The sequence below is a fragment of the Rothia mucilaginosa ATCC 25296 genome (genome assembly GCF_000175615.1).
GTDB classification, from domain to species: Bacteria; Actinomycetota; Actinomycetes; order Actinomycetales; family Micrococcaceae; genus Rothia; species Rothia mucilaginosa.
On record NZ_ACVO01000024.1, the window covers coordinates 75,852 to 91,759 of the forward strand.

Annotated in this window: 9 protein-coding genes; 3 read left to right on the top strand and 6 right to left on the bottom strand. The window is 62.2% G+C overall.

Annotated features, from left to right (window positions below; all coding sequences use genetic code 11):
* Window positions 1-78 precede the first annotated feature (78 nt).
* The 4 genes from ROTMU0001_RS08090 to ROTMU0001_RS08105 form a co-directional block, all read right to left on the bottom strand.
* The gene (locus tag ROTMU0001_RS08090) at window positions 79-2,475 is read right to left on the bottom strand and encodes a primosomal protein N' family DNA-binding protein (protein WP_005509136.1); all 2,397 of its coding nucleotides are present in this window, start codon (window positions 2,473-2,475) and stop codon (window positions 79-81) included.
* A gap of 33 nt (window positions 2,476-2,508) precedes the next feature.
* Entirely contained in the window at window positions 2,509-3,714 is a 1,206-nt protein-coding gene (gene metK, locus ROTMU0001_RS08095) for a methionine adenosyltransferase (RefSeq protein WP_005506182.1), read from the bottom strand.
* Window positions 3,715-3,866: 152 nt separating this feature from the next.
* Window positions 3,867-5,807 (bottom strand): excinuclease ABC subunit UvrC, encoded by a 1,941-nt coding sequence (gene uvrC / locus ROTMU0001_RS08100; RefSeq protein ID WP_005509137.1) that lies wholly within the window; start codon window positions 5,805-5,807, stop codon window positions 3,867-3,869.
* Between the two features lie 177 nt (window positions 5,808-5,984).
* Complete coding sequence (locus ROTMU0001_RS08105) at window positions 5,985-6,665, bottom strand: lysophospholipid acyltransferase family protein (protein WP_005509138.1); 681 nt, start codon at window positions 6,663-6,665, stop codon at window positions 5,985-5,987.
* Between the two features lie 593 nt (window positions 6,666-7,258).
* Here ROTMU0001_RS08105 and ROTMU0001_RS08110 point away from each other — a divergent pair.
* The 3 genes from ROTMU0001_RS08110 to ROTMU0001_RS08120 all read left to right on the top strand — a co-directional run bounded on the left by ROTMU0001_RS08110 (window position 7,259) and on the right by ROTMU0001_RS08120 (window position 11,583).
* A complete protein-coding gene (locus ROTMU0001_RS08110; RefSeq protein ID WP_005509139.1) occupies window positions 7,259-9,676 on the top strand; it encodes a nitric-oxide reductase large subunit in 2,418 nt (805 codons plus the stop codon).
* A gap of 2 nt (window positions 9,677-9,678) precedes the next feature.
* The gene (locus tag ROTMU0001_RS08115) at window positions 9,679-10,521 is read left to right on the top strand and encodes a transposase (protein ID WP_005509140.1); all 843 of its coding nucleotides are present in this window, start codon (window positions 9,679-9,681) and stop codon (window positions 10,519-10,521) included.
* Between the two features lie 288 nt (window positions 10,522-10,809).
* The gene (locus tag ROTMU0001_RS08120) at window positions 10,810-11,583 is read left to right on the top strand and encodes a slipin family protein (protein ID WP_005509141.1); all 774 of its coding nucleotides are present in this window, start codon (window positions 10,810-10,812) and stop codon (window positions 11,581-11,583) included.
* A 432-nt stretch (window positions 11,584-12,015) separates the two neighbouring features.
* Here the strand turns inward: ROTMU0001_RS08120 and ROTMU0001_RS08125 are convergent, their stop codons facing one another.
* Window positions 12,016-13,761, bottom strand: a complete 1,746-nt coding sequence (locus tag ROTMU0001_RS08125; RefSeq protein ID WP_005509142.1) for a bifunctional hydroxymethylpyrimidine kinase/phosphomethylpyrimidine kinase — start codon at window positions 13,759-13,761, stop codon at window positions 12,016-12,018.
* Between the two features lie 397 nt (window positions 13,762-14,158).
* Window positions 14,159-15,907: an ABC transporter ATP-binding protein gene (locus ROTMU0001_RS08130; protein ID WP_005509143.1), complete on the bottom strand. Its 1,749-nt coding sequence runs from the start codon at window positions 15,905-15,907 to the stop codon at window positions 14,159-14,161.
* Window position 15,908 lies beyond the last annotated feature (1 nt).

Genomic DNA, 15,908 nt, shown 5'->3' on the forward strand with positions numbered 1-15,908 from the left:
GCCCGCAAACCCGCGTGCCAACGCCCAACCCGGGGCAAAAACCGCCCCTCACTAGAACACTACAGCACGACTAGAAAATCACAGCACGTCCAGGCCGTCACAGCGAATCTGAACCGGCCGCTCCCCCACGTTCTTCTTCAACGCCGCAATCGTTGCACGCGTAGCACGCAACTCACGGGTCACCTGCTGAGCAATGCCGTACGAGAAAAACATCAGGGTACGCCAATCGCCCTGAACCGGCGCCTCCTCAGAATCCTCCTCAAGAGACTCCGACCAGGCAAAATACCCCTGATCCAGAGGAACCGGACCCACAATACGCAACTGCTCACGCACCCGCTCCGGCAACGCAGAAGAACCCAAGAACTCCTCCATGAAGGCGCGAACATCCGCCTCCGCACCGGTCACCGCAGCCGTACGAACCGCCGGAGGCAGACCCGTCTGAGCGCGCTCCTCCAGCTCCTGACGGGCAAACCACGCCGGATCCCAACGCACCAGCGCCTGCTCCACCGGCGACGGCGAAGCAGTCGTCACCACCGTACCCTCAAGAGCCGCCGGACGAACCAACGCCGCAGCATTCAACCAGCGACGCAACGCCGCCTCCGGGGCACGCAACGAATCAAAACGAAGCATCTTATCGGCATCCAGAAGAAGCGCCGCCGCATAACCGCCAAAAGCCACCGGCTCAGCACCCGGAGTCGCCACCACCAACGCAGGCTCAGGACCAACCGACGCGCGCACATGGTCACCCGCCGAAGAGATCACCGGAACATTCGGGAACGCACGACCCAGCTCCTCAGCAGTACGAGTCGCACCCGCCGCCGAATAACGCCAATGCGTAAAACCACACTCAGAACAACGCCACTGCTGCGCCAAATGACCGCACCACGAACACGACGGAACCGACGAACCCGAAGCCACCGACAAAGGCCCGCTACATTCGCCACAACGCGCCGGCATGCGGCAACGCTCGCACGAAAACGACGGAATATAACCGCTACGCGCCACCTGCACCAACACAGGACCACGCGCCAACGCCCGACGAGCATGCTCAAACGCCAGGTGAGGAATACGCGCCATCGCCGCCAACGGGTCACGCGCCAACTCAAACTCCGAACCCGTCGAAAAAATACGCGGCGAATAATCACGCACCAACGCACGCGGCGCACGCACATGAGACGCCCAGCGGGTACGCACCAGACGCGCCGCCTCACTACTCATGCTGAACCCGGCAAACAGCGCCGCAGTATTCTCAGCAGAAGCACGCAGAAGCAACACATCACGGGCATGACAATACGGGGCGCGCTGCTCCACCAGCGAAGAATCTCCGTCATCCCAGCACACCACCAGGCCCAGATTCGCCACCGGCGCATACGCGGCGGCACGGGTACCAATCACCACCGGAACCTGCCCCAGGCGAGCCTTCACAAACCCGTGATAGCGAGTATGCGGAGTCGAATCAGAACTCAAACGCACAAACGAGTCAGCCGGCAGACGCTCGGCGAGCGCCGCCTCCAGAAGATCCAGGTTCTTAGCGGTCGGAACCACCGCAATAGCGCCGCGACCACTGGTAGTAGCAGCCGCGAGTGCGGTCGCCAAAACATCCGCCCACGTGTGCTCCAGGTGGCCGGGAAGAACCGTCATCACGGCGCGGGTCGCAGCACCGGCGGCAACATCCTCAATGAACTCCACGCCGTTCTCGTAATCGGAGAAGACGGAGGCGGCATCCGGCGCATCCGGGTTCAGCGCCGGCGGGTCCAGCACGAAGGGGGCGGGCGCGCCGGGGGTGGCAAGCCAAGCGTACGGGTCGGTATCGCTGGAGGCAGCGGTACTGGAGGCGGTGGAGGCGGCAGCAGACTCAGATTCCGCGTGCTCGGGAGCCGCGTGCTCGGGAGTATCGGAAGTGCTTACCGGGGCAGAATCACCCAAATACGCCGACTCATAACCCGGCAGAAGAGGCGCGTACTTCTTATCCAGCGCGGCAATGCGCGGCGGCACCGCCAGGCGCAACACATTCGCCACCGTGGAGGCGTAACGGTCAGCAAGCGCCTCGGCAAGCGCAAAAATTTCGGGCGCAACAGAGGGCACACGCGAGAGCACCGACTTGAGCGGCAGCAGCGAGGTGCGCGTCCAATCAGTCGTGGCGGCGCGCTCCTCAATGTAACCGGTCAGCTCGTGGCCGTTGAACAGCACACGCACGCGGGCGCCGGGCACCGCATCCTCACTCAGCTCAGCGGGCACACGGTAATCAAATGTGCGGTCCACCTGCGGCAGAGTGCTATCCACACGCACACGCGCCACAGGGTTCGGCACGCCGCTCGCCTCCAACTCGGCGGCAACGTTCACCGGCTCCGGGGCAGCCGGAATCAGGGCATCACGAAGAGCAGGAAATCCCTGCAACAGGTCAAGCTGTTGCAGGGATTCCTGCTGAGCACCCAACGGTGCTGAAGAGTTCGATTCAGAACTGCTCTGAGTCACCCGAATCAGCGTGCTCCTCTACCCTGACAGATATTAGGAGGAGGACACTGCCGAACGCAGTGCATCCACGCGGTTCAGGCGCTCCCAGGTGAATTCCGGCTCGGTACGACCGAAGTGGCCGTGAGCTGCGGTCTTCTTGTAAATCGGGCGGCGCAGATCCAGTTCGTTAATGATTGCCAGCGGGCGCAGGTCGAAGACCTCACGCACAGCCTTCTCAATCTTGATCGGGTCGACCTTCTCGGTGCCGAAGGTTTCAACGTACAGACCGACCGGCGCTGCCTGGCCGATAGCGTACGCAACCTGAACCTCGGCGCGGTCGGCAAGACCGGCACCCACAATGTTCTTCGCAACCCAACGCATTGCGTACGCTGCGGAACGGTCCACCTTCGACGGGTCCTTACCGGAGAACGCGCCACCACCGTGACGAGCCGAACCGCCGTAGGTGTCCACAATAATCTTGCGGCCGGTCAGGCCCGCGTCACCCACGGGACCACCCTGAACGAAGCGGCCAGCGGGGTTCACAATGAACTTGGCGTTGGAGGAATCCAGCTCGACGCTGCCCAAAACCGGTGCGATAACGTGCTTCTCAATGTCTGCACGCAGGTCAGCCAGGTCGTAGCTTGCGGTGTGCTGGCTCGAAACAACCACGGTGTCCACGGAGACAGGCACGTTGTTCGAATCGTAGCCGAGGGTCACCTGAGTCTTGCCGTCGGGGCGCAGCTCGGTCAGCAGGCCGTCCTTACGGACCTTGGTCAGACGCTCAGAGAGGCGGTGCGCCAGCCAAATCGGGGCGGGCATCAGCACGTTCGTCTCGTTCGAAGCGTAACCGAACATGATGCCCTGGTCGCCCGCACCCTGGCGGTCGTACTCGTCAGCAGCAATACCCTGACGAACCTCGAGGGACTCGTACACGCCGGCGTTAATGTCCGGGGACTGCTCACCAATGGAGACGGACACGCCGCAGAACTCGCCGTCGAAGCCGCGGGTCGAGGAATCGTAGCCGATACCCAGAATGGTCTCGCGCACGATGGAGGGGATTTCGACGTAGCTGGAGGTGGTCACCTCACCAGCAACATGCACCTGACCGGTGGTCACCATGGTCTCCACAGCAACGTTCGCTGCGGGATCCTGGGCGATGATGCCGTCAAGGATGGCGTCAGAAATCTGGTCACAAATCTTATCGGGGTGGCCTTCAGTCACCGACTCGCTGGTGAATAGGCGCAGATGGTTATTACTCACGGTTTCCACTCTACTGGTTGAGGGCGCGCGAAGATAGCGCGCTCGTAATGATGACGGTTTCCTTCAATTATGACACGTTTGTTAAGCGCCATTACGAGGCGGGGTGCTGCGTTCATACCCCGGGCGGGCCTTCACTCAGCACCACCTAGCATTTAGGCAAGCGCCGCCAGAATCTTCTGAGCCAACGCCGGACCGATACCCGGCACCGCCGTCAGCTCCTCGGCGCTCGCCTGCTTAATCTGAGCTACCGACCCGAAATGCTTAATCAGCGCGGAACGCTTCACCTCGCCCAGACCGGGCACCTCGTCCAGGGCGGAGGCGACCATCGCCTTACCGCGCTTGGAACGGTGGAAGGTGATAGCGAAACGGTGCGCCTCATCGCGGATGCGCTGCACCAGGTACAGCGCCTGCGAGGTGCGCGGCAGCACGACCGGGTAGTCGTCGTCCGGTAGCCACAGTTCCTCCAGGCGCTTAGCGATGCCGGCAACGTACACGTCCGTAATGCCCAGGTCGCTCAGCGCGGCGGATGCGGCAGCCACCTGGGGCGGGCCGCCGTCCACGAGCACCAGGTTCGGCGGGTAGGCGAACTTCGCCGGTTCGGGCGTGGAGGCGTCAATCTCGCCGGAGTGCACGGGCGCGGCTTCGCGTTCCGCCTGCTGCGCCAGGTGCCTCTTGAAGCGGCGCGTAATGACGTCGTACATGCTGGCGGTATCGTCACGCGCGGCGTCGCCGGTAATGCTGTAGGTGCGGTAGGCGTTCTTCGCGGGCATGCCGTCCTCAAAGACGACCATGGAGGCAACCACGTTCGTGCCCTGCACATGCGAAATGTCGTAGCACTCGATACGCAGCAGCGGGTCGGGCAGTTCCAGCGCCTCCTGCAGCTCCACGAGGGAGGCGCTACGGGTGGTCAAATCACCGGCACGGCGGCTCTTGTGCAGGGTCAGCGACTGGCGGGCGTTCTCGGCGACCGTCTTCATGAGTTCTGCCTTGTCGCCGCGCTGCGGGACGCTAATCTCCACGGGCCCGCCGCGCACCTCCGCCAGCCAGGACGCCAGCTGCTCCTTATTCTCGGGCTCCACCGGCACGAGCACGGAACGCGGAATATCGTAGCTGTTCAGGCTCTTCTCGGCATCCTTCTGGGAGGCGAGGCTCGCCGCAATATCGCTGTACACCTGCGCGATCAGCTGCTCGATGAGCTGCGCGTCGGTGCTGTCGTTGACCTTCTCCACGATCCAGCCGCGCTGGCCGCGGATCCTGCCGCCGCGCACGAAGAACACCTGAACGGACGCCTCCAGGTCGTCCTCAGCGTAGGCGAACAGGTCGGCATCCACGGTCGCGCCAAGCACCACGGCGTTACGCTCAAACGCCTTAGTCAACGCGGCAATATCGTCACGAAGAATCGCGGCACGCTCAAAGTCCATATCAGCGGCGGCGGCCTTCATTTCCGCGGTCAACTGGGCGATATGCTTCTCAGCGCCACCACCCATAAATCGGGTCAGACCGCGCGCCAACTCGCGGTGCTCCTCGGCGCTAATCTTGCCCACGCACGGCGCCGCACACTTATCGATATAACCGAGCAGACACGGGCGGCCGCTATTCTTCGCGCGGTTAAACACGCCGTTCGTGCAGGTGCGCACCGGGAAGACGCGCAGTAGCGCATCCAGGGTTTCACGAATCGCCCACGCCTGCGAGTACGGACCAAAATAGCGTACGCCCTTACGGCGCTCACCGCGGGTCACCATGGCGCGCGGGTACACGTCATTGACGGTAATCGCCAGGTACGGGTACGACTTATCGTCGCGGAACGCAATGTTGAACCGCGGCGAAAACTCCTTAATCCAGGTGTATTCGAGCTGCAGCGACTCCATTTCGCTCGCCACCACGGTCCACTCCACGCTCGCCGCCGTATGCACCATCGCGTAGGTCTTCGGGCTGAGTGTCTGCGGCGACGCAAAATAGCTGTTGAGGCGGTTGCGCAGGTTCTTCGCCTTGCCCACGTAGATGACGCGGCCGTCGGCATCGCGGAAACGGTAAACGCCCGGGTCGGTGGGGATTTCGCCGGGGGCGGGGCGGTAGCTGGAAGGCTCTGCCATGGGTACTTTCTCCTCGCTCTACTGGGCTTTCTGCGGGGTTGCCGCTGCTGGGCTACCGGGGTCATCCCAGGCTCGCGCATACGACAAACCGCGCATCCTACACCCATCTCCCCCAAAGCGCGGGGGTCGGTGCGTGAATGCGCGGTTTAAGTCTACGCGGTATAGGCGGCGTGTGCCCTAGCCTGCGTCACGTGCGGCTGAGGGCGAAACGTTGTACTCGTGCTTTCGCGCCTGACCGGACAGCTGAGCAATCTCATTCATGATCGTGTCGGTGGTGACGCGGCGCTGCTTGCCGGTCATCTTCTCGCCGATCTTCTCAAAGTAGAGCGGCTTGCCCACACGAATCGTGAAGCGGCGCGGGTAAATCATGTTCGAGCCGGGCTTCTGCAGGCGGTCGGTACCAATCAGACCAACCGGAACCACGGGTGCGCCGGTCATGTGCGCCAGCCACGCCACACCAATCTTGCCGCGGTACAGGTAGCCGTCGCGGGAGCGGGTGCCCTCGGGGTAAATGCCGAAGACCTTACCCTCCTGCAGCTTCTCCAGGGCGATATCGAGTGCCTTGAGCGATTCGGAACGGTCGGAGCGGTTCACGGGAATGATGTCCACAGCTTCGAAGAATGCCTTCATCATCTTGCCGCGCGGGCCGGGGGTGTTCACGTACTCAGCCTTGGCGAGGAACGCCACGCGGCGCGGCATCATGGCGGAAATAATGATGGAGTCCAGGAAGGACAGGTGGTTGGAGGCGACAATCACCGGGCCGGTGGCGGGGAAGTTTTCGAGTCCGGTCACGCGGGCGCGGAAGACGGTGCGCAGGATTCCGGTGATTGCTTTCTGGGTGGATTTGTAGAGAAGCACGTGAACTCTCCTGAGGTGCCGATAGATTGCGGGCTGTGGCGGCGGTCCGCCGTGGATTCGGGGTGAGTGGCCCCTTCTGAATATACGCCGCCAAAGAGCACAAAATCTGTACTGCGGTAACCTGTGCCGCAAAAAATTTGTACTGTGTTTAGTAGCGTCGGGTTTTATTATTCCACACCCGAGTGTAGGCACGTGAGGGGTGCCGCGCTCCCCTTCCACATGCTGGGATGCGCCTCCGCCCAGGTTCCTGCGAGTGCCCCGGTTGAGGGAGTCTGCACAGCTTCAACCCCGGCGCATACTCCCCCGTTACCCGCGGGGAGGTAGCGCGGAAGCTAAGGGTTCAACCTCAACGTAATATTTCAGGTTTTCCGCCTTATGATTGCCGATTTCCCCGCCAAATAGCCGTGTCACATTATGACGCTACGTCAGCAAAGTTTCGTAAATGCGCATTTAATATGCAAAAATGAGAGCAGGGTGGGCTGTCGCACCTCCCTCAAGGACGATTCACCCTGAACATAGTGAGCCGCCCCTCCAGCGGATGTGCGTCGGGACCACTCCACCTACAAATTCCACGCACACTGGAGACATACACTATGGCTACAAAACCCGTCTCGCGTGCGCAGGCAGCAAAGATTGCCCGCCGCTCAGACACGGTCGGTGCCTATGCCGGAAAAGGCTGGGTACAGGCTGTTGCGTTTGTGATGCTCCTGGGCTTCACCATCATGGCAGTCCTCGCAATGCGCACCTACGCACTCTCCATGCCGCTCCCCGATAAAATCGTCGGCAACGACGGCAAAACTATCGCAACCCAAGAACAGATCCTGCACGGTCAGGAACTGTTCCAGGGACGCGGCCTGCAGCAGTACGGATCCGTACTCGGTCACGGTGCCTACCTCGGCCCCGACTACACTGCAGAATACCTGCGCCTGACCACCGATGCCGCCGTCAAGGAGTACCGCGAACAGGGCAAGCAGGACCCCCGCGAACTCGTCAAGAACGAGTGGCGCAAGGAGAACAAGTACGACGAGCAGACTAAGACCATCACCTGGTCCGCTGGTGAGACCAAGGGCTACCAGCTCATGCTCAAGCACTACCGCGAAACCCTGATGAAGGGTGACACCTCGCAGGGCCTGTTCCCCAACGCCATTAAGAACGACGAAGAACTGCACGACATCGTCGCATTCTTCGGCTGGACCGCATGGGCATCGGCGGCAGACCGCCCCGACCAGCCCTACTCCTACACCAACAACTGGCCCTCCGAACCCAACGTGGACAACAAGCCCACCGCGGATCTGATGGTCTGGTCGGCACTCTCCCTGATTGCCCTCATCGGTGGTACCGGTCTGATGTTCGCCATCTACGGCCGCTGGTCCCGCGCTATCGGCTGGCACGCGGAAGAGGCACCCGTCCTCGACTTCCGTCAGCCCGACGAAGTTCGCCTGACTCCCTCGCAGAAGGCAGCCTGCCTGCTCTTCGCAACGATCCTGGTGCTGTTCCTGCTACAGGCTCTGGTGGGTGCGCTCACCGAGCACTACCGTGAAGAACTCACCGGATTCTTCGGTATCGACATGGGCCAGTTGTTGCCCTACACGGTATCTCGAACCTGGCACCTTCAGCTCTCCCTCTTCTGGACCGCAGGCGCGTTCCTGGCGGGCGGTATCTTCATCGCCCCGCTGATTACCCGCCGCGAACCCAAGAAGCAGGGTCTGCTCACCTACGTTCTCATCGGCGCCGTGGTCTTCGTGGTCCTCGGCTCGCTGCTGAACGAATGGTTCTCTCAGAAGGGCCTCATCCCCAAGGAATTCACCGGCTTCTTCTCGCAGCAGTGGGAGTTCCTGGACCTGCCGCGATTCTTCCAGATCCTGCTCACCGCGGGTATGTTCATCTGGATCGTCATCGTCTGGCGTACCCTCTCCGCTCGCCTGAAGGGCTCGAAGAAGACCTCCCTGCCGTGGCTGTTCCTCTTCTCCGGCCTCGCCATCCCCATGTTCTACGCGGTCGGCCTGCTCGCAGGTCAGCGTACTCACGTGACCGTCGCCGAATTCTGGCGATTCTGGGTGGTTCACCTCTGGGTGGAGGACTTCCTCGAACTGTTCACCACCGTCATGGTGGCGTACATCTTCGTGCTGCTCGGCGTGGTCCGCGAGCGCATCGCAATCTCCATCATCATGATGGACGCCGTGCTCTACTCCGCCGGTGGTGTGATCGGTACTCTGCACCACACCTACTTCGTCGGTACCCCCTCCGAGCAGATGGCATTCGGTGCGTTCTTCTCGGCTGCTGAGGTTATCCCGCTGACCTTCCTGACCGTTGAGGCGTGGGGCTTCATGCAGCTGGGTGCTCGCCAGTACTCCAACCGCACCAAGCCTTTCCCGCACCGTTGGGCTGTGATGTTCCTGATTGCTGTGGGCTTCTGGAACTTCCTCGGCGCAGGTGTGTTCGGCTTCCTGATTAACCTGCCTATCGTGTCCTACTTCGAGATTGGTACGGCACTGACCGCAAACCACGCACACGCATCCATGATGGGTGTGTACGGTATGCTCGCAATCGCGTTCGCGGTGTTTGGTCTGCGCTACCTGATCCCTGAGGACAAGTGGCCTGAGAAGGGTCTGAAGTTCTCCTTCTGGACCCTGAACATTGGTCTGCTGTGGATGTCCTTCATCTCGCTGCTGCCGCTGGGTATTGCTCAGCTGTACAAGTCCGTGGGTGAAGGCTACTACGAGGCTCGTTCCTTCGCGTTCATTCACGACGGTGCTTCCGCCGTGATGGGTTGGATGCGTATGCCCGGTGACGTCATCTTCCTGGTCGGCATTATCCCGCTGATTAAGCTGGCACTGCTGGGTATCAAGGAGATCTTCTCCAAGAACGCTAAGGAAACCGTCCTGGAGCTGCCCGAACCGCCGCTGTACGAGGTGGTTGAGGACGCTCGCATCGCAGAGTTCGCCGGCGCTAAGGCTGCCGAGGAGCTGCCCGAGCAGACCAGCCCCTACCGTAGCGATCGTCGAGGCTAACCATGCCTGAGCAGATTGCTGGAGTTTCTTTCCTCGTGTGGCTGGCCTGCGTGTACGCGCTCGGCCTGGTCGCCGTGGGTTGGGGCTTCGATATTCTCGCCAAGCGCACCAGCCAGCGCATGGTGGCGGCGCGAACCTTCGGGTTCACCTACCACCAAGAGAGCGACGCGTGGCTCTGCCCCGAAGACCAGTGGCTGTGGGCGACCGCATTCGACTCGGACAACCGAGTGATGCGTTACCGCGCCAAGCCCAGCGTGTGCAACACCTGCCCGATTAAGGACAGCTGCACCGTCTCGGCGAACGGTCGCGAGCTCACCCGCGAAGTGGATGAATGGCCCTACTCCGAGTCGGGTCGTTTCCACCGCGGGCTCGCGGTTGCCGTGTCGCTGCTGGGTGTGGTCATCCTGATTGGTGCCGCCATCGTCTGGCACTCCCCGCTGGAGCTTCTGGTGGAGGGTGCCGCCGCGGTGGTCTGCCTGTCGCTGACCTACCCGCTGGCTGTGAAGCTCATGCGTTCCCCCGCGAACTTCGAGAACGATCCGAAGCATATTCACGCATCCACCGCTGACGAATCGGTGAACGTGAAGATGGACCGTTTCGCGGCGAAGTGGGGTGGCGTGTCGAATGAGCGTAAGCGCCGTACCGAGCAGACCCGCAAGCAGATGATTGCGGATGCAACCCTGCCGGTTCGTACCTCTGCCCTCGACCCGGACCGCCCCGCATGGAGCGGCACCGGCACCTCGGTTAAGCGACTGCACAAGACCACGAACGAGGTCCTGCAGGAGCAGAACCTGGCTGAGGTTGAGGCTGCTGAAAAGCTGGCAGAGCAGATGGCGAAGAAGTAGCGCTGCACAAGTTTTTCCGTTCCGGCGGCTGACCGGCTGGCTGGTCCCGTCTGTTAGCTTCGGCGGCTACCCCGTGTGGAATTCTCTTTTGTTCCTCTTTTGAGTTTTCCATGCGGGGTGCCGCTAAAGCACCGACCGCCGCGATGTACGCCGGGACGGAAAATTCCCCTCCCTAAACTCCCCCACACGCAGCCCGGTTAACCGGGCACCCCCTACTACCTGCACCGTACGAGGCGCGGGCAGGTGGGCACACATACCGTCCTCCCCCAATATTTGTGAAGGAAAACCATGGATCCCGTCACTTTGGCAACTATCCTCATCCCAGTTGCCGTCATTGTTCTTTTTATTCTGATTCGTATGTTCCGCGTCATCCCCGAATACGAGCGTGGCGTCTCTTTCCGCTTCGGTCACCTGCGTTCGGAGCTGAAGCCCGGCCTGAACGTCGTCTTCCCCCTCGTTGACTCCCTGCAGCGCGTTGATATGCGTGTTATCACCCTGACCATTCCCCCGCAGGAAGTCATCACCAAGGACAACGTTCCCGCCCGCGTGAACGCCGTGGTCCTCTTCCGCGTGACCAACGCCAAGAATGCCGTGCTTGAGGTTGAGAACTACCCGATTGCCACCAGCCAGATTGCACAGACCACCCTGCGTTCCCTGCTCGGTCGTGTTGACCTGGACACCCTGCTCGCACACCGCGAGGACCTGAACGAGGACCTGCGTTCTATCATCGGTTCGCGCACCGAGCCGTGGGGTATTCAGGTGGAGCTCGTCGAAATTAAGGACGTTGAGATTCCCGAGGCTATGCAGCGCGCCATGGCTCGCGAGGCTGAGGCTGAGCGTGAGCGCCGCGCAAAGATTATTTCGGCACGCGGTGAGCTGGAGGCTTCCAGCGAGCTGAAGGAAGCATCCGACATTCTGAGCCAGTCCCCCGCTTCCCTGCAGCTGCGTTACCTGCAGACCCTGCTGGAGCTGGGTGCCGACCAGAACTCGACCGTGGTCTTCCCGCTGCCCATGGACGTGATTGGTCCGCTCGTGGGTGCACTCAAGGGCGAGAGCAAGTAGGCGCTTCTCCCCTTCCCTGACGCATTAGCCTGATGCACTAGTCGCGGCGGCTGATTCGCAATGGTTAGACATATAGAAATATCCCGTGCAGATGAGAGTATCTGCACGGGATATTTCTATGCCGAACATTCTTCGCGAACGCTAGAAGGAAGGCGTTTGGCCCGCCGCGGGGGTTGGATGAGGTGGTTGCGACGGGCCAAACTGGTCGGTTACACGCCGTAGAGGTGCGGGCGCGGCAGGTACATCAGCCAGTTGGGTGAGGGCCGGAATCCTGCCGCAAACGGTTTTCACCGACGCCTTAAGCATAACCGGCACAACCCCCGAACCGGCGGTAGCTTGAGTGAAGCATCAATCACCCATCTCACGCCATGCCGGGGCGGTATTCAGCCCAAAAACCGGCACCTATCATCTAGCGGCGCAGCGCCCGGCGAACTAGCGCAATGCTCGGTGCGCCTGGTCAAAGAACTCACGCTCGTACACGCACGCCGACAGGTACGCCCGCGCCGCACGCACACGCTGAGCCGGTGAAGCCGCCTCAAAGGCACGCTCCACCTCCGCGAGGCTACGCGCCACCTCCGCGGCGAACTCTTCCCCACCGTACATGCTCAACCACTCCGCGTACGGGTGGTCCGCGTGATTCTGCGAGGAGAGCACAGCGCCCACCTCTTCGTACAGCCAGTAGCAGGGAAGAACCGCCGCGGCACCGACCACGTAGTCATCACCGGCAGCGGAGGCGCGCAGGAAATTCGTGTACCCCATCGTAATCGGCGAGGGCCCACCCAGACGCGCACGGTTCGCCAGCCAGCCCTCGTGCAGCTGCGATTCGGCGGCAATCGCCTCATGCGCACCGGCGGCCCAGTGCACCTGCGCCTCAGCGATGTCAGCGCGCGCCGAGAGAGTCGCGAGCGCACGCGAATAATCACGCAGGTAGAGGGCGTCCTGGTCCAGGTAGAAGGCGAACAGGTCCTCGTCGAGGGTTCCGTCACCGAGGGCACGCACGAAGGGCAGGTCCAGGATCTGGTGCCAGGTTTCGCCACCGGCTGCCCAGAGGGCGGTGGTCCAGGGACCGGCGGGCTTTACGACGGCTTCACCGGCGGGTACGGGGCTGACCGGCAGCAGACGCTCCGGGCTGGTGCCGTCCAGAGTATTGCCCTCAGAGTCGGTGGTGGCGAGCAGGTGATGCCACGGGTACGCGGAGGCGGCAGCCTCCAGACGGCGGGCACGAGCGGCGTGGTCCACCGGGCCGTGACCCTCACCGGAGCCGACCTGCAGACCGGCACCTGCGGCAATGGATTCGTGGAGCCAGCGGGTGCTCCACTGCAGGGCGCGGTGGGTGTCTTCGCTGGTCAGAACGCCCTGCTCTGCGGTGTGTTCTGCGGCTTCGGTGTGCTGCAGCAGTTCCACGCCCAGGCGGGTTGCAAGCGAAGAGGACAGGGAGCATCCGGTGCCGTGCGTATTACGGCTGTCCAGACGCGGGGTGCGCACGTGCGCGCAGGTGCCGTCCGGGAAGACCGCGGTGTTACCGGCGTCCTGACCGCACAGGTGGCCGCCCTTCACAATCACGGTGGTTCCGGTCGCCGCCGCAAGGTTCGCCGCCTGCTCATGCGCCTCATCGAAAGTCTGGGCGGGTTCCTTCTGGCAGAGCACGGCGAGCTCCGGAATGTTCGGGGTAATCACATTCACGAGCGGCACGAGGTCGCGCAGCGCCTGCTCCGCTTCTGCCTGTAGCAGGCGGTCACCGCTAGAAGCAATCATGACCGGGTCGAGCACGACCACGGGCACGGGGTGCTCGCTCAGCCAGGTGCGGACGGTGCGGATCGTGTCTGCGTCGCCGAGCATGCCGATTTTCACGGCGTCAACCGTGACGTCATCAAAAACGGCGGCAAGCTGCGCGGTCAAAAATTCCAGGGGCGGGGTGAATACTTCACGAACCCCGCACGTGTTTTGGGCGACCAGTGAGGTGGTCACGCACATGCCGTAACCGCCGGATGCGGCAATGGACTTGAGGTCCGCCTGAATACCCGCACCGCCGGAGGGGTCGGTTCCCGCAATGGAGAGAACCCTCGGTACCCGAGCTGTCTGGGGTGCCCGGGGGTTTCCGGAGGCGCTCACGCCGGGTACAGGGTTGGAGGGGTTGGTGGGTGCGCACGCGGGCGCAGTAGGCTGCTCTGCCATCATCGATAATCCCTTCGCTAGTTCGAACTAGAGCAGGTTCAATGGGTGATTCTCTCAGCCTTGAGTGTTCTTACGCCGTTTCGTGCGCCCGCTGTGCTGTAGCTCTTCGCTGTGCCGTAGCCCTTCGTTGGGCGGGTTAGCGGGTCGCGGGCGTCTCAAGGCACCCCATATCGCTCTGCCAGGTTATCACAATGATTCTTAGTAACTAAAAGTTTTGCGGGTGACCAGTGAATCTCTCCGAAATTTTCGTTTGAGTCTTGCGTTGTTGCAAGGGCTCCCCGCCGCCGATTTCAGCGCACCCTTGTGCGGAAACCATCCGTTAAACGAGTAGTGCCCGGCACCGCTTCACGCAGTGCCGGGCACTATCAGCTGGACATATCGCCGGGCATATCCTCCGGGCTTAGGTCAGGGCGAAAATCTCTGCCGGTGAACCCTCCGCAATGATCCTGCCCTCGTGCAGCAGGACCGCGCGGTCAGCCAGCGAGGCGATACGCGCATCGTGCGAAATAATCAGCACCGCACGGTTCGCCAGCACGGCGCTCAGGGACTCGGTTGCGTCCGCAAGTTCCAGCTGGGTGGTGGATTCGTCCAGAATCACGGCGTGCGGGTCAGCAAGCACAATACGTGCCAGCGCCAGCTGCTGAATCTGGTCGCGAGTCAGCGGCGAATCCGCGCCGCTGACGACAGTATCCATGCCCTGCGGCAGGTCGCGCCACCAGCGGGCACCGATAGCGTCCAGCGCCTCGCCCATCTGCTCGACGGTTGCATCCGGCACGACCACCGTAAAGTTATCGGCGAGAGTGCCGAAGAAGACGTGCGCTTCCTGGGTGCAGACCAGCAGGCGCGGGCGGCCATCGGCGGCGGCATCGGTCGGGAAGTCGCCGTGACCGACCGGGCGACCCATCACGGTGATAGTGCCGTCCAGGGCGGTCAGCGAACCACCAATCAGACGAGCCAGGGTGGTCTTACCCGAGCCGGAACGGCCCACCAGGGCAAGCGCCTCACCGCGGCGAATCTTCAGGTTGATACCTTCAAGCACCAGGGCGTCCGGCGAGTAGCCATAGGCGACGTGGGAGCAGTCAATGGCATACTCCGGGTTCTTCACGGCTTCATCAGACACGGCGGCGAACGCTTCGGCGCGGTGCTGTGCACGCTCCTCACGCTGTTTCTTCGCCAGGGAGACCACACCAAACACGCGGCCCATGTTCACGAGCATGATGCGCAGGCTGCTGACGTGGTTGTTCAGCATGTCGGCGAGGGTTCGCAGGCTGAAAACCATGACCGAGGCAGTCGCTACGGCGCCCCAGCTTGCCCAGCCGAGAGCCACACAGGCGGCACCCCAGAGCATGCACAGAACCGTGGGAATCCAGGCGTTGATAGCGTCCACGGTGAAGTACAGCTGGCGGATGCGCACCATGCCCAGCTGCGCGGCGAACTGGCGCTTGTTCTCGCCGGCGAAGGCATCTTCGCGGGCGGTGTGAACGCCCAGCTCACGAATCGTGGAGGTGCCGCGAATGTTCTCGGTCAGCACGCTGTTGAGGTCGCTCACGCGCTCCTGGGTGGTCTGGTTGCGTGCCGCCATGAGCGGTAGCATCTTCGACATGATGAGGGCAAGACCGGCAATCATGGGCAGCATAATCAGACCCATTGCGGGGCTCACAAACGCCAGAGAGATCGTGGAAACCAGGAAGTACAGGACCACGTAGATTGCACCGAGAAGGTCTGTGCTGACAGCATTTGCTGCCGAGGACAGGTCGTCGGTCACGCGGGTGAGCAGGTCGCCGCTGCCGGCTTCTTCCACGGTGCGTGCGTCTAGGTCGAGGGTGCCGTCGAGGGTGTCCTGGTTAGCATCACGGGTGACGAGCGCACCCAGTCGGGCCGCACTGTACGAGGAGACCATGAGGGTTATCGCCTGCACGATGAACGCCGCCAGGATAATCAGAATCGGCTGCCACGGGTAGCTGGAAAACTTGCCCGCCACCACGTCGTCCACGGTGGCACCAATCTGCAGGGGCACCACCGCACCCATGAGGGTGCTGACCATGTAAATGACGAAGGTGTAGAGGGCTCGTCCCTTATGCACTGCGAGGTAGTTCCACATGCGGCGTGCCACGTAGGCGGGGGTTTCGATGGGGAGCTGCTTTGCCATG

Bases quoted from the DNA above. Each gene is read 5' to 3' on its own strand.
- ROTMU0001_RS08115 (WP_005509140.1), top strand. From the start codon at position 9,679: ATGCCTGAGCAGATTGCTGGAGTTTCTTTCCTCGTGTGGCTGGCCTGC.
- uvrC (WP_005509137.1), bottom strand. From the start codon at position 5,807: ATGGCAGAGCCTTCCAGCTACCGCCCCGCCCCCGGCGAAATCCCCACC.
- ROTMU0001_RS08110 (WP_005509139.1), top strand. From the start codon at position 7,259: ATGGCTACAAAACCCGTCTCGCGTGCGCAGGCAGCAAAGATTGCCCGC.
- ROTMU0001_RS08120 (WP_005509141.1), top strand. From the start codon at position 10,810: ATGGATCCCGTCACTTTGGCAACTATCCTCATCCCAGTTGCCGTCATT.
- ROTMU0001_RS08130 (WP_005509143.1), bottom strand. From the start codon at position 15,907: ATGGCAAAGCAGCTCCCCATCGAAACCCCCGCCTACGTGGCACGCCGC.
- ROTMU0001_RS08125 (WP_005509142.1), bottom strand. From the start codon at position 13,761: ATGATGGCAGAGCAGCCTACTGCGCCCGCGTGCGCACCCACCAACCCC.